Below are 13,246 nucleotides of genomic sequence, written 5' to 3'. Positions count from 1 at the left end.
CTAGTCAATCTCCTTTATACGCGGCTTCGTGCTGCTCGTCTAGTATTTACTCCAGCAGGTAAAATTGCTGTCAATTCTTCTTCATCCATTTCAGAAACCGCTCCTAAATTAGTCCATCCTAGCGTATCATTAATGAATTTTTCATCTCGAACCGTTTTGTCTAAAAATTCAAGGACAAAAGCCACACCAACACCTAGTAATAATCCAATAATTAAGCCTATCAGCATATTAATGGTTGAGTTAGGGGATATCTGTGAAGAATTAGGAACAGCTTTAGAAATCGGTGTTACATTTTTCACACTCATAATATCGCCGATTTTATTTTGGAAAACCGTAGCTACAGCATTTGCAATATCTGCAGCTACATACGGATCTGCATCCGTAACTTGAACTGTAAATACTTGTGAATTTTGTTGTGTAATCACTTCAATCTGACTTTTCAATTGATCTGTAGTCAAATTGGTTTTCAACTCTTTTCTTACTTCGTCCAAAATAACCGGACCTTTGATAATATCTTTATACGTATTAATCATTTGAACATCTGTTTGCAAGTCTGCCAATTGATTGGTTGATTGCCCTTCTTCATTCGCTCGATTAACTAATAATTGTGTTGTGGCACTATATTTTGGCGTAATCAAGAAAAAAGTTACTACTGCAGCTAAGGCTATTCCTGCTAAACCTAAACCAATGATCAAAGCTAAACGCTTTCTTATAACCTCAAATAACTCTGTTAAACTAATCGATTCTTCCATTTTTTCCTCCTACTAATAAACTATTCATTTTAAGTTTCTTTTTTTATATTTAGTTACAAACTAGACCTTAATAATTATAGCATAGTCTCCCCACTCTGAGGGCTAAATAGGCCCAAATAAAATGATAATTCTAAATATATATGTATACTAAATTAATAGAAAAACAAATTATTAAAATATTTATAATTTATTTTAGTTAATAACAACGGTTAAAATTCTTAAACCTTATCACATTATCTCTTTTTCCATTGAATTTTCCATTCTTTTTTTTTCTTATATAACAGTAAAAAAAGAAACTTATTACCTACACCTGCTTCATTAGAATAAAAAAACGCGAAACAAGACAGTCCTTTTATTTCCGATTCATCAGAAGTTCATTAAATTTTTGTTTCGCATATGACTTAAACTCTCTTTACAATCAAAAAGCTATAGATGGCACTCTACAAAAAAGTAACATCTATAGCTTTTTATTTTATTTCTTATTTGTTAACTTATCTTTACCTTTATTAATCTGACGTTCGAAGTAATCACCGATTCGACTACTATTATTTTCTATCTTTCCATGTCTAAATTCATCGATCGAAGCATTAATAACTGCGCCTAAAGTTAAAACAATTCCAGAACCATTTAACCAAAGCATTAGAACAATAAAAATCCCTACACTTCCGTAGCTTAAGGTTCTACCTGAAAAGTAGCGTACATATATGGCGAATGCTTGTGATAACAATACCCAACCTATTGTAGCAAATATAGCACCTGGCAAAACAAATTTAACCTTTACTTGCGCATTAGGAACCATGTAATAAACTAAGGTAAATACAAATAATAAGACAAACAGCGTAACTGGCCATTTGACACTTTGAAAAATAGCTACTAATTCTTCTGGCAACTGTAAAAGTGGAGTTAAATAATTCAAAACCACTTGTCCAAAACTGAACACTAAAACTAATGCTACAATGCCTAAAACTAAAATTAAAGTAAATGCCAATGAAGCTAATCGAATTACAAACATGTTCTTTCTTGGTTCAACTCCATAGGCTTTGTTCATACTTACCTGCATCGCATTCATACCTTTACTAGCAGCCCAAAAAGCGGCAACAATACCAAAAGATAACATTCCACTACTACTAGAAGTCAACAAACGATGAATGGTTTCAACGATTTCTTGGTAAATGGCTTCAGGAATAATAGTAGAAAAATAAGGTAAAATCGTATTGATATCTAGATTCAGCAATGGCAGTAAATTTCCGATAATGATTACAATTGGGAAGAAAGATAATAATAAATAGTAGGCAATAACTACTGAAGAGTTGGTTACTTCAGCTTCTTGATACTTTCGCTGAATAGTTTCAAAAAATCGTAACCATTCCTTTTTATTAAAATACTTATTCATTTTTTTTGAGCTAGTCATTTATTACTCCTCGTACTCTTAAGACATCTTAAAAAAACTTGTTATGCCTTTCAATTCTAAGCTAAAAGATAGAAAAAAGAAAGTATTTACTTAAATAAAAAGCTCGTTGAGCTGAGTAGCTCTGATAAGAAAATAGGAAAAATTAATGTGATGCTTTTTGTCACCTTGAATTTTTTTCTTTTTCTCAAGGAGTTGGCTCATAAGAGCTAGCCTAAATAAAAAGCTCGTTAAGCTGGAGAACTGGATAAAAAAAGAGGGTACAACTAATTTCAGTTGTACCCTCTTTAAACTGATTTTATTGATCGCCTTGTGAGGTTAAAATACGAGGGCCGTCTTTAGTAATAGCTAAAGTATGTTCAAATTGGCAACTAATTCCGCCATCTTTTGTGCGTGCGGTCCAACCATTGTCATCCATTTTAGATTTCCAAGTTCCTGTGTTGACCATAGGTTCGATTGTTATAACCATACCTTCTTTTAAACGTAACCCTTTTCCTGCTTCACCATAATGAGGTACAGATGGACTTTCGTGGATTGTTGGGCCAATACCATGACCAATAAATTCACGAACTACGCCTAAGTTTTCGCCTTCCACATAGGTTTGAATTGCATGTCCGATATCACCAATCCGGTTACCTACTTGAGCTTGCTCAATCCCTAAATATAATGACTTCTTCGTTACTTCCATTAAATGGTCTAGCTCTGGCGTTGATTTTCCAACGACATAACTCCAGCAAGAATCTGATAATGCTCCTTTTAAATCGACACACATGTCAACTTTAATTAAATCACCATCTTTTAGGACTTCTTTTCTAGGAAAACCATGACAAATTTCATCATTGATACTAACACAAGTTGCATATTTATAGCCTTCAAAGCCTTTTTGTGCAGCAATTGCTCCATGATCTGTTATAAATTTATCTACAAATTCTTCAATATCCCAACTTGTAATACCAGGTTTAATAAAATCACGTAAAGCAATATGCACATTAGCCAGTAAAGCACCTGATTCCGCCATTGCTTCAATTTCACGTGGAGATTTTAATGTTATCATACAATTCCTCTTTTCTTTTAAACTACATGTAGCTTAAGCTTTCATCTTCTCTATTATAACGCATTTTTCTGTTTTGTGAACCAATCTTGTTTAAAGAATTTTAAAAACCCTAATAAAAACTGAATTTATCAACTATTTAGTCAGATTTAAGAATAATTTATTTCTATTTAAAGAGACTTTGAAAGCAAAAAAAACTATTTGTGATTTTAATTGCATTTGTAACGCTATATTTGTTATAATTTGAAGGATGTAATAGTTGAATTGAACTATGGAGGGATGATTGAAATGCCAAGTGCTAAAATTGTTTATGCAAGTATGACGGGAAATACAGAAGAAATTGCCGATGTGGTCGCAGAAGCGCTTGAAAATTTAAACATTGATGTTGAAACTGTTGAGTGCACTAATGCTGAACCTGATGACTTTGAAAATGTTGACTTATGTATTGTTGCTACATATACATACGGCGACGGTGATTTACCAGATGAAATTGTCGATTTTTATGAAGATTTAGCTGATGTTGATTTAACTGGTAAAATTTTTGGGACTTGTGGATCTGGCGATACATTTTATGACGATTTTTGTAAATCAGTTGATGACTTTACTGAACGATTTATTGAGACTGGAGCGACTAAAGGTGCTGAAAGTGTCAAAATTGACCTCGCTGCTGAAGAAGAGGATATCCAAAAATTAGAAGCATTTGCTAAAGAATTAGTTAGCAAACTATAAAAAAAAGAGTTAAAAATCAAATTGAATTGATTTTTAACTCTTTTTTGTATTTCAACCGGTATTTCAAGCCTTAAATGATGTATTATCCAGCCGTATAAAGCTAACTGCATAAAATAAAATAAGCTGTAACATAGTAAAACCTAAAATAAATAGATACATATTTGGCTCAAATGCATCAACAATCGCTCTGATTGATTCGATTGGGTCTGTAATTAAATAGACCGTATGAAGCCTTGAAAAACGCCCTAAATAAATACCAAAACTAGAAATCCCACAAATAAATAGGTAAAAAAGATGAACATAATAGTTCTTTTTAAAGTTAAACCGAATTGCCAATGCATCTCCAAAAGCTTTCAAACTATGGTAACCCACTATCAAAAAGCCAATCACTCCAGCTAACAGTAAATAAAAGTCTTTCCAAATATTCGGTGCACTTAGCAAAGCATAACTATCAGGAATATAAGGTCGTAACCAACTTAGATGAACTAAGTCTGTTAATAAATAGGGCAGATTTGGGAAAAAAACAAGCCAAACAGCACTGATAATAAAAAAAAGACTAGTAGATTTAAGTTTTTTATTCGTCAACCAAAAAGATAATTCAATAGGTATGTAAGCTAATAATCCGTTCAACAACATTAGCTGATACCGATAAGATATAAAGTAAATCGCAAACATATAGGCAATAAAGAATAGCCTAATTAAATTCTGCTGGTATCTAATTTTCATTTTATCACCTCATTGGTAGCATATCATAATCAGGAATTTTTTTGTATAGCTACTCTTCTTTCTTAACTAAAAATAAAACAAACGAATAGTGACTCATCATTTATTTAAAACTATTTCTACCAAGAGTATATCTTATATATTTAATCAGAAAAAAAGTGAGTCAACTAATGGTATTAGCTGACTCACTTTTTTATTTTTTGCTTAAGCGTCGTAACGAGCGCCTAAAATCATGTCTGACAATGATTCACGTAAACTTGTTTCAACTTGTTCAGAATCCATTGGCAATAAGCCTGAAGATAACAATGAAGCAATTCCTTGTGCAACAATCCAAACTTTTGTAAATACTTGGAATTTATCTGCATCTGAAAGATTTTTTGTTTCTTCTTTTTCATTCATTAACTTCATGGCAAAGTCTAATGAAATTTTATGCATTTTTTCAATGCCTAAATGATTTTCAATGTATAAAGCTCGGAATAAAACTTTTTCAGTATCAGCAAAATAAATATAATTTAAACAGGCATCTAAAAGTGGATCTCCTGTATGTTCATGAGAATAAATTTCAGTTTTTAAGTAACCTTTAATTTTCTCGAATAATTCATTTTTTAAATCATCCATATTTTTAAATTCTAAATAAATTGGTTGAGTTGAACATTTCATTTTTTTAGCGATATTACGAGCCGTAAATCCACCAAAACCTTCTGTTCTAACAACATCATATGCTGCGTTTAAAATTTGTTGTTTTGTAATTGTTTTCTTTCTAGCCATTAGGCTACACCTCGTTTCATTATTTTAGAAAAACTTACTTTTTATTATCTCACTAGTGCCGAGCACTATTTTGATCCTTTAATTGCTTCAATGATACCAGATTTAGCACGTTTAATGTATTTTTCATTAGCAGCATCATCATTATTTACTTGTCCCACAGTCGTTAATGAAGCTAAACCATGAATAACAATCCATAAATCACAGAATAACGTTTTGATTTCTTCATTAGTTAATTGTTCCGTTATATCTTCAACTAATGATTCTAACAAAAATTGATATGACTCAGTTTTCGTTAAATCGACAATTAATAAATTCGCATTAAATAATATTTCGAATAATTTTTTCTCGTTTTTAGAAAAATCAATGTAATTTAATGACACGTCTGTAAATAGATTTCCAGTCACTTTTCTTTCCATCAATTTATCTGACATTTGGCGCTGAATTTTATCTAAGAGGACCGACTTTAATTCATCCATATTCTCAAATTCAAGATAAATCGGCTGCGTTGAGCATCCAATTTCCTTCGCTACATTTCGAGCAGTAATCAACGATAAACCGTCTCTTTTTGCTATTGAATAAGCTGCATCTAATATTTGGTTCTTCATGATTACTTTTTTCCTAGTCACCGAGTTTCCTCCATTCCATATAAAAATAAACGTTATTGTTATTTTAACATCATTGTAGCATAAAAAAAAGAACTTTTTTAGTGTTAAGGCCGTTTATTTTAAAATTATTAACAATTTGTTACAGTTATTTTATCAAAATGCCCTTAAATACTCTTCTTTCATTAAATTGATCTGTTATTTTTTGTTATTTTTTCTAAAAAAATTGTTTCTTAAAACAGGCTATGCTATCATTATCTAGTCAATCAATTTAGTTATTGATACAAAAATACTTTATCAAGAACTGGGGGATTTTTTTATGGTACTACCAAATTTTCAAGAAAATTTACAAAAATATGCTGATTTAATCGTTAGCACGGGGGTAAACGTTGATAAAGGACAAACTGTTGTTTTACAAATTGACGTTGAACAAGCACCTCTTGCACGTCTTATTACTCGAGCTGCTTATAAAAAAGGGGCTACTGAGGTTATTGTAAAATGGACAGATGATGAAATCAATCGCGAGGTCTTCCTAGGCACACCTGAAGAACGCCTAACAGATATTCCACAATATAAGATTGATGAATCTTTAGACCAGCTAGAAAAGAACGCTAGCCGTATTAGCGTCCGTTCTGCTGACCCTGATGCACTGTCAGGTGTTGATTCAACTAAAGTTGCTGCTTATCAAAGTGCTGCTGGAAAAGCCCTTAAAGCTATGCGTATTGCTACTCAATCAAATAAAGTTAGTTGGACAGTTGTTGCTGCTTCAGGTGAGAAATGGGCAGCAAAAGTTTTCCCTAATTTAGCGACTAGTGAAGAGCAAGTTGATGCACTTTGGGACCAAATCTTTAAAACAACTAGAATTTATACTCCAGACCCTGTTGCGGCTTGGAATGCTCATGATCAATTACTTGAATCAAAAGCTGATGAATTAAATAAAGAACAATTTGATGCGCTACACTACACTGCACCAGGTACTGATTTCACAATTGGATTACCTAAAGGTCATCGCTGGGAAGGTGCTGGGAGCTTTAATGCTCGCGGTGAAAAATTCATGGCAAATATGCCTACAGAGGAAGTTTTTACTGCTCCAGATGCAAATCGAGCGGATGGTGTAATTAAAAGTACAAAACCACTTAGTTATGCAGGTACAACTATTTTAGATATGATTTTTACTTTCAAAGATGGTCAAGTAGTTGATGTAACTGCAAAAGAAGGGGAAGATGTTCTTAAGCATCTAATCGCAACAGATAACGGTTCTAAGCGCTTAGGTGAAGTTGCATTAGTTCCAGATCCTTCCCCAATTTCACAATCAGGAATTGTTTTCTATAATACTCTTTTTGATGAAAATGCCTCTAATCATTTAGCTTTAGGCTCTGCCTATGCCTTTAGTTTAGAAGGTGGAACGGAAATGACAGAAGAAGAGCTAATTGCTGCTGGTTTGAACCGTAGTGATGTCCATGTTGATTTCATGGTTGGATCAAATGAAATGGATGTTGATGGAATTCGTTTAGATGGTACCCGTGTTCCTATTTTCCGTAAAGGCAATTGGGCATAAAATAAAGTAGTTCATTACAAGCTAAAATGATTTTTATTTTAGCTTGTTTTTTTATGCTTTTATTTACCTAATAAAATTAATGAGCTACTCGACTAAAGCCTCTATTCATACAAATCCAAATTAAATAGATTATATAGAGTAATAATCGAGTTTATGTTATAATTACATTGTAAAACTAAAATAATTTGGAGGTAGAAAATGAAAAATTGGAAAGTTATATTATGGTTGGTATTATTTTTTCCATTAGGAGCCTACTTTATGTGGAGATATAGTAGTTGGAACATCCATCTTAAATATGGAATTAGTATTTTTCTAGGACTTCTTACAGCTCTGTTTACTTTTACTGATGGACTTTTTATTCTATTTTGGTATAGTAGCTTTGGTTCCTTATTATATTTTATTGCCACTTTTAAAAGTAGTCCAAAAAAACAGAAAATTAGTTTTTTAACTGCTAGTGTTTTATTGTTTGGTTCTAGTCTAGCTTTGAGCCCCACAACTGAATCAGTAGAGTCTGATCAAAGCCAAATCCAGGTAGTAAAAAAAGATACTAGCGCGAGTGATATCAAAAAACAAAAAGAAAAAAAAGCAAGCGAAGAAAAGTTAGCAGCTGAAAATAAAATTCAAGCTGAAAAAGAGTTGCAAGCCGAAAAATTAAAAGAAGCAACAGATGCTTTAATTCTTGCAGAAGCTACACCTACCCGCGAAAATTATAATAAAGCGAATACTTTAGTTGTTGCTTTAACAACTAAGGATTCAACTATTGTTTCTCGATTAGATACAGTTAAACAAACCGTTGAAGCTAAAGAGAAGATTGTAGCTGAGGCTAAGGAAAAAGCTGAAACTGAGCGAATTGCCGCTGAAGAAGCGCGGATAGCGGAAGAACAAAGAGTTCAAGAAGCCCAAAGAGTTGCTGAAGAACAACGACTTGCAAATGAACGAGCTGTTGCTGAAGAAAATAGAGTTGCTCAAGCTGCAGCTGCTGCCCCGCAACAAGATAACACTGGCCAACGTGTTTTAGTTACGCCAACTGGATCTAAATACCATATTCGTAAATGCGGCAATGGAACATATACAGACGCAAGCTTAGAAGATGCTCTCAGTCGAGGTTTGGAACCTTGTTCTAAATGTTTTTAAAGAACTATTCGTAGCCAAGTAGTCTATCTGAATAGGAGGTTCGGAGTAGAAACTACTCTGAACCTCCTATTTTCATTGCTAAAATAGAGTTTAAACAAAATCTATTAACAAATTTATCTTATCATATTTTCCGTTACGTTCCTGACTGGAATTGAACCAGCGACACCCCGTTTAGGAAACGAGTGCTCTATCCCCTGAGCTACAGGAACTTCAAAAGCTCACAAGCTATATTTTCTCATGAAAGCTCACAATTGTCTAGTCAGTATCTGCTTTTTTTCAATTTCACTATTTCTAATTTAATAAAAAATTAAACACCTCTTTCAAACAAAAAAACAAAGATTAGTTAAAACCAACCTTTGTTTTTATTTAGAATTCTACTTATAATTGCTCAATTGAAAGTAGCATCTTTTTCATATTCTTTTTACGGAAATAACTTAATAATGTCCCTACTACTCGATCATTCATAGTTTGGAATGCTCCATTTGACTCCATTTTTTCCGTATAAGTTACGCGACAGTGTGTTTCATCAATAGCATCAATTACATATTTGGCATCAAATTCATTTCGACTTGTAATTGTTTTAAATGCATATACTTGATTCTCTAAAATTTCAGTAATAATAATCTTTCCTGAGGATTTTGGAGCGAATTGTTTGCTATAAGAGAAACCAGAAAGTTGATCTTTACTCATTGATTTTTCAGTATGTTGACGAATATCATATAAAACAGATTCCATCACTCGTCCATAAAAATACTCAGCGGATACATTTAATTCTTTAATCAGTTCCATCTATTTTTTCCCCTCCGTCTTTTCATTTCCTTGTGACTTTCCTTTTCTGAAAATAAAAAATCCTGTGCCTATTAAAAATAGACCCGTAATTAGAATGAAATAGTTTATTTTCATTTCAGCTCCAAAAGCACTAGACATGATTGTCAACATTCCGATACTCATTACAAACAATCCATTTTTTTGCATTTAACTCATCCTTCCTCTACTGTTACTTGAAAGTACAAGACTCCGCCATATGGAGTTCCTTTAATGATTTCTTTGGCTTTTTTAGCCGCGGCTTCTTGATCATCTGTTGCTGACTTAAAGTACAATTTAATTCCTTTTTTCTCAACAAATTCGTAGCTTATTCCCTCTTCATTAAAGCTTGTTAAGGTTTCAATAATTTTATCTTGTTGAACTGGTGCATTAAATACGATCATTTTTCTTTCCTTCTTTCCTAATTATTTATTTAACAATTTTGTAATAGATAACTTTTCTAAGTAAAGTAAAAATAGTCATAAATTCCACAAATTAGAATCCGCTTTCAAATCAATTCTTGTATAAAAGGAAGATTCATTCTTCCCCTTTATACAAGCTTAAATTTAGGCTACTGGAATTCCAGCCATTTTTTTATATAAATCAACCATTTCTTTTGCTAAGTCACGGAAAGTGATAGCGTTCATTAAGTGATCTTGACTGTGAACTGTTAGCAATGTTACTGCAACATGATCCCCTTGAGCTTCTTGTGTTAACATACCTGTTTGAGAATGGTGTGCTTCCACTAACGCTTTATCTGAATCAATTAATTTTTGATCTGCTAATTCAAAGTCACCTTTTTTAGCTGCTTGGATAGCTTCCATTGCGTCACTTTTAGCATTTCCTCCATTAATAATTAATCCCATAATTGTTTCTAAATTTTCTTGATCTCCCACAATATTACACCCTTTCGTTATTTAATTTATTATTATTTCATCAATGATAATGCTTGATCTAATACTTTTTCACCATTCATCATGCCATAATCTTGCATGTTAATAATATCTAAAGGTACTCCTTTAGCTGCTACTTTTGGTTCAAATTGAGCTTTCATAAAACGAACTTGTGGTCCTAATAACATCACATCTATATTTTTTGATTCTAAGTGTGTATCAGCTTCTGAAGCAGAGACTGCAAAAATTTCTGCGTCTAATCCGCGTGCTTCTGCTGCTTTTTCCATTTTAGTTACTAATAGGCTGGTACTCATACCTGCTGAACATACTAACATAATTGTTTTTTCTGCCATTTTAATTCACTCCAATTTCATTATTTAATCTCTACACCTTATTATAATGCAAGTACCGTGCCAACTTTTAAAAAACTCAAAGCTTGTCAGAAAGCTATTTATAGCGCTTTTTCACTACACACTTTTAGTTTCGTACAGTTACACACTAATGTAACCTAATCTGTGGTATAGGTTTACTTAATAAATGATTCATTGCTTTTTTTTATTGATATAACAAAAAGAACTTATCACCTAATTACTAGCAGTTGATAAATTCTTTAACACTTTTTAATTGGCGCTTTTCATTAATTCTTCAGCCCAGATTAGCACGCTCTCTCCATCCATTAAACCATAATCCTTCATGGTAATAACTTCAACTGGAATTCCTCGTGGTTCCAATATCGGACCAAATTGTCGCTTCATAAAACGAACTTGTGGTCCTAATAACATGACATTAATTGGTCGTTTTTCTAAAAAATCCGCCACATCTGAACCTGAAATAGCAAAAACATCAATATCAAGCCCTCTAGCTTCAATTGCTCGTTCCATGTTCAATACTAATAAGCTTGTGCTCATACCCGCTGAACACACCAATACGATTGTTTTTTTCGCCAAAACTAGCTACATCTCCTTTAGGAAAAGTAAAGGGGAGTTATGCTTTCGCACAAACTCCCACTACTTTATTAATTATTTCATCATAGAAAGAGCTTGATCCAGAACTTTATCACCGTTCATCATACCATAATCTTGCATATTTATAATATCTAATGGAATTCCTTTTGCTGCTACTTTTGGCTCAAATTGAGCTTTCATAAAACGAACTTGTGGTCCGAGTAACATTACATCAATATTCTTTGATTCTAAATTTGAATCAGCTTCTGAAGCTGATACTGCAAAAATTTCTGCATCTATACCTCTAGCTTCTGCTGCTTTTTCCATTTTTGTCACTAATAAACTTGTGCTCATACCTGCTGAACATACTAACATAATTGTTTTTTCTGCCATTTTATTTCACTCCGTCCTAATTTTTTAATTCATTTAAGTTGAGCAAAATTTCTCAACCCCGTATCTCTAATTTAAAATAATTTCTAAGCTATTATTCATCTAACAATTCTATTTTACCATACAACACCTTGAAAGGGCTACCATTATTATCTAAAAATTAAGGAGGCTGAGAACCTAATTCTCAGCCTCCTACTAAATTAAATTGCTTGTTCTTTTTTTAATTCTTGAATTTCAGCAATTTTAACAAATGGTGCGTAGATAACAATAGCAATTATTAAGTTTACTGCTGCTAATACTCCACCTGCAATGCTGTTTGTAGCAATAAATCCGCCAATAATTGGTGGTGTTACCCATGGTGGCATTGCAATTGCTGCTGGAACAAGTCCAGTACTTGTTGCAAAATAAGCAACTGTTACTAAAATCATTGGTGTTAAAACAAATGGTACAAACATAATTGGATTTAAAACAATTGGTAAACCAAACATCATTGGTTCGTTAATGTTGAAAATTCCAGGAGCTGCACTTAAATTTGTTACAACCATGTGCGCTTTATTACGACGACCAAACAAGTAGATAGCAATAATTAATCCTAAAGTAGCACCAGTACCACCTAAGTTAACAAAAGAATCAAAGAATGGTTTGTTCACAATATAAGGTGCTGCATCTCCAGCAGCAATTGCTTCTTGGTTAGCAGTGATTGCTGGTAAATTGATTGATTGCATTAAAGGCTCAATCATATTTGCTCCGTGTAAACCGAAGAACCATAGGAATGGTGTAATAAATGCTAATAGTAAAGCTGATGGCCAAGTACTAGCTAGACCCATAAATGGTTTTTGAACTAATTCATAGAATGAAGCGATAATATCAGTCACGCCAAATCCAGCAAAAATTGCTGCGATTAAACCGTAAATACTGATTGTAATCATTGCAGGGAATAATGCCGCAAATGATTTTGCTACAGCCGGTGGAACACCATCTGGCATTTTAACGATTAATTTTGGATTGCCAACTAATAGATTAAAGATTTCTGCTGAAGTGATACCAACGATTAAAGCAATAAACAAACCGTTTGATGACATTCCTGTTGCTCCGCCTAAGGCAAAGAATGATGCGACAGAAACAACTCCACCAGCTACGCCATCTTTACCGTAGCCTTTTAATAAGTTATGTGCGATTAAAAATGCAATAAGCACAGATAAAATTGCAAAAGTTCCGTTCCAAACACTTCCACCGAAGCCTTTCCAAGCCTCTCCTCCGAAAATTGAATTCATCAATTCTTGGAATCCAGGAATTGGTAAGTTGTTTAATAATACTGCTAATGATCCTAAAATCATTAAAGGCATTGTCACCATAAATGCATCACGAATTGCGACTAAATGGCGTTGAGCTCCAATTTTTGAAGCTGTTGGAATAAAGTGCTTTTCCATAAAATTAATAAAACCGTCCATTTTAACTTCCTCCTTCATTTAACAAGTAATCGTCTAACT

The 13,246-nt window shown here is 33.0% G+C and carries 17 protein-coding genes and 1 tRNA gene; 3 read left to right on the top strand and 15 right to left on the bottom strand.

Features of this window, described 5'->3' with window-relative positions; genetic code table 11:
• Positions 1 to 14: 14 nt before the first annotated feature.
• From MHI00_RS05020 to map, 3 genes are all read right to left on the bottom strand, one after another.
• On the bottom strand, positions 15 to 752 hold the full coding sequence (locus MHI00_RS05020; RefSeq protein ID WP_010051703.1) for a YveK family protein: 738 nt from the start codon (positions 750 to 752) through the stop codon (positions 15 to 17).
• A 472-nt stretch (positions 753 to 1,224) separates the two neighbouring features.
• Positions 1,225 to 2,163 carry a YihY/virulence factor BrkB family protein gene (locus tag MHI00_RS05015; RefSeq protein WP_010051702.1) on the bottom strand — a complete coding sequence of 313 codons (939 nt, stop codon included), beginning with the start codon at positions 2,161 to 2,163 and terminating at the stop codon, positions 1,225 to 1,227.
• A 295-nt stretch (positions 2,164 to 2,458) separates the two neighbouring features.
• Positions 2,459 to 3,214, bottom strand: coding sequence for a type I methionyl aminopeptidase (gene map / locus MHI00_RS05010; protein ID WP_341111652.1), 756 nt, complete (start codon positions 3,212 to 3,214; stop codon positions 2,459 to 2,461).
• 285 nt (positions 3,215 to 3,499) lie between these two features.
• Here map and MHI00_RS05005 point away from each other — a divergent pair, with 285 nt between their 5' ends.
• Positions 3,500 to 3,940 carry a flavodoxin gene (locus tag MHI00_RS05005; protein ID WP_015077081.1) on the top strand — a complete coding sequence of 147 codons (441 nt, stop codon included), beginning with the start codon at positions 3,500 to 3,502 and terminating at the stop codon, positions 3,938 to 3,940.
• A 63-nt stretch (positions 3,941 to 4,003) separates the two neighbouring features.
• On the opposite strand, the gene MHI00_RS05000 is transcribed toward MHI00_RS05005, so the two are convergent.
• From MHI00_RS05000 to MHI00_RS04990, 3 genes are all read right to left on the bottom strand, one after another.
• Positions 4,004 to 4,666: a DUF1361 domain-containing protein gene (locus MHI00_RS05000; protein ID WP_187959283.1), complete on the bottom strand. Its 663-nt coding sequence runs from the start codon at positions 4,664 to 4,666 to the stop codon at positions 4,004 to 4,006.
• 201 nt (positions 4,667 to 4,867) lie between these two features.
• Positions 4,868 to 5,431 carry a TetR/AcrR family transcriptional regulator gene (locus tag MHI00_RS04995; RefSeq protein WP_010051695.1) on the bottom strand — a complete coding sequence of 188 codons (564 nt, stop codon included), beginning with the start codon at positions 5,429 to 5,431 and terminating at the stop codon, positions 4,868 to 4,870.
• A 65-nt stretch (positions 5,432 to 5,496) separates the two neighbouring features.
• On the bottom strand, positions 5,497 to 6,057 hold the full coding sequence (locus MHI00_RS04990; RefSeq protein ID WP_015077084.1) for a TetR/AcrR family transcriptional regulator: 561 nt from the start codon (positions 6,055 to 6,057) through the stop codon (positions 5,497 to 5,499).
• 295 nt (positions 6,058 to 6,352) lie between these two features.
• On the opposite strand from MHI00_RS04990, the gene MHI00_RS04985 reads away from it, so the two are divergent.
• Positions 6,353 to 7,591, top strand: coding sequence for an aminopeptidase (locus tag MHI00_RS04985; RefSeq protein ID WP_341111645.1), 1,239 nt, complete (start codon positions 6,353 to 6,355; stop codon positions 7,589 to 7,591).
• Between the two features lie 198 nt (positions 7,592 to 7,789).
• On the top strand, positions 7,790 to 8,725 hold the full coding sequence (locus MHI00_RS04980) for a serine protease (protein ID WP_341111642.1): 936 nt from the start codon (positions 7,790 to 7,792) through the stop codon (positions 8,723 to 8,725).
• Positions 8,726 to 8,861: 136 nt separating this feature from the next.
• Here MHI00_RS04980 and MHI00_RS04975 read toward each other — a convergent pair.
• From MHI00_RS04975 to MHI00_RS04935, 9 genes are all read right to left on the bottom strand, one after another.
• Positions 8,862 to 8,934, bottom strand: a tRNA-Arg gene (locus tag MHI00_RS04975).
• Between the two features lie 169 nt (positions 8,935 to 9,103).
• Positions 9,104 to 9,514, bottom strand: coding sequence for a DUF3284 domain-containing protein (locus tag MHI00_RS04970; protein ID WP_015077087.1), 411 nt, complete (start codon positions 9,512 to 9,514; stop codon positions 9,104 to 9,106).
• Positions 9,515 to 9,700: a DUF6609 family protein gene (locus tag MHI00_RS04965; protein WP_010051685.1), complete on the bottom strand. Its 186-nt coding sequence runs from the start codon at positions 9,698 to 9,700 to the stop codon at positions 9,515 to 9,517.
• Positions 9,701 to 9,705: 5 nt separating this feature from the next.
• Positions 9,706 to 9,933, bottom strand: coding sequence for a hypothetical protein (locus tag MHI00_RS04960; protein WP_010051683.1), 228 nt, complete (start codon positions 9,931 to 9,933; stop codon positions 9,706 to 9,708).
• Between the two features lie 162 nt (positions 9,934 to 10,095).
• The gene (locus MHI00_RS04955; RefSeq protein WP_010051682.1) at positions 10,096 to 10,425 is read right to left on the bottom strand and encodes a PTS lactose/cellobiose transporter subunit IIA; all 330 of its coding nucleotides are present in this window, start codon (positions 10,423 to 10,425) and stop codon (positions 10,096 to 10,098) included.
• Positions 10,426 to 10,457: 32 nt separating this feature from the next.
• On the bottom strand, positions 10,458 to 10,775 hold the full coding sequence (locus tag MHI00_RS04950; protein WP_010051681.1) for a PTS sugar transporter subunit IIB: 318 nt from the start codon (positions 10,773 to 10,775) through the stop codon (positions 10,458 to 10,460).
• A 267-nt stretch (positions 10,776 to 11,042) separates the two neighbouring features.
• Entirely contained in the window at positions 11,043 to 11,369 is a 327-nt protein-coding gene (locus MHI00_RS04945) for a PTS sugar transporter subunit IIB (RefSeq protein ID WP_056999268.1), read from the bottom strand.
• Positions 11,370 to 11,441: 72 nt separating this feature from the next.
• Entirely contained in the window at positions 11,442 to 11,759 is a 318-nt protein-coding gene (locus tag MHI00_RS04940; RefSeq protein ID WP_010051677.1) for a PTS sugar transporter subunit IIB, read from the bottom strand.
• A gap of 197 nt (positions 11,760 to 11,956) precedes the next feature.
• Positions 11,957 to 13,207 (bottom strand): PTS sugar transporter subunit IIC, encoded by a 1,251-nt coding sequence (locus MHI00_RS04935; RefSeq protein ID WP_056999269.1) that lies wholly within the window; start codon positions 13,205 to 13,207, stop codon positions 11,957 to 11,959.
• Positions 13,208 to 13,246: the final 39 nt, after the last annotated feature.

This window comes from Carnobacterium sp. FSL E2-0243, from assembly GCF_038003605.1.
Lineage (GTDB): Bacteria > Bacillota > Bacilli > Lactobacillales > Carnobacteriaceae > Carnobacterium > Carnobacterium maltaromaticum.
Note: the sequence above shows the minus strand (reverse complement) of the source record. Positions and strands in the feature narration are given on the sequence as shown.

What these genes read in the sequence shown, in the direction of transcription:
- MHI00_RS05020 (WP_010051703.1), bottom strand. Translation starts at nt 752, where the DNA reads ATGGAAGAATCGATTAGTTTAACAGAGTTATTTGAGGTTATAAGAAAG.
- MHI00_RS05015 (WP_010051702.1), bottom strand. Translation starts at nt 2,163, where the DNA reads ATGACTAGCTCAAAAAAAATGAATAAGTATTTTAATAAAAAGGAATGG.
- map (WP_341111652.1), bottom strand. Translation starts at nt 3,214, where the DNA reads ATGATAACATTAAAATCTCCACGTGAAATTGAAGCAATGGCGGAATCA.
- MHI00_RS05005 (WP_015077081.1), top strand. Translation starts at nt 3,500, where the DNA reads ATGCCAAGTGCTAAAATTGTTTATGCAAGTATGACGGGAAATACAGAA.
- MHI00_RS05000 (WP_187959283.1), bottom strand. Translation starts at nt 4,666, where the DNA reads ATGAAAATTAGATACCAGCAGAATTTAATTAGGCTATTCTTTATTGCC.
- MHI00_RS04995 (WP_010051695.1), bottom strand. Translation starts at nt 5,431, where the DNA reads ATGGCTAGAAAGAAAACAATTACAAAACAACAAATTTTAAACGCAGCA.
- MHI00_RS04985 (WP_341111645.1), top strand. Translation starts at nt 6,353, where the DNA reads ATGGTACTACCAAATTTTCAAGAAAATTTACAAAAATATGCTGATTTA.
- MHI00_RS04980 (WP_341111642.1), top strand. Translation starts at nt 7,790, where the DNA reads ATGAAAAATTGGAAAGTTATATTATGGTTGGTATTATTTTTTCCATTA.
- MHI00_RS04970 (WP_015077087.1), bottom strand. Translation starts at nt 9,514, where the DNA reads ATGGAACTGATTAAAGAATTAAATGTATCCGCTGAGTATTTTTATGGA.
- MHI00_RS04965 (WP_010051685.1), bottom strand. Translation starts at nt 9,700, where the DNA reads ATGCAAAAAAATGGATTGTTTGTAATGAGTATCGGAATGTTGACAATC.
- MHI00_RS04960 (WP_010051683.1), bottom strand. Translation starts at nt 9,933, where the DNA reads ATGATCGTATTTAATGCACCAGTTCAACAAGATAAAATTATTGAAACC.
- MHI00_RS04950 (WP_010051681.1), bottom strand. Translation starts at nt 10,775, where the DNA reads ATGGCAGAAAAAACAATTATGTTAGTATGTTCAGCAGGTATGAGTACC.
- MHI00_RS04940 (WP_010051677.1), bottom strand. Translation starts at nt 11,759, where the DNA reads ATGGCAGAAAAAACAATTATGTTAGTATGTTCAGCAGGTATGAGCACA.
- MHI00_RS04935 (WP_056999269.1), bottom strand. Translation starts at nt 13,207, where the DNA reads ATGGACGGTTTTATTAATTTTATGGAAAAGCACTTTATTCCAACAGCT.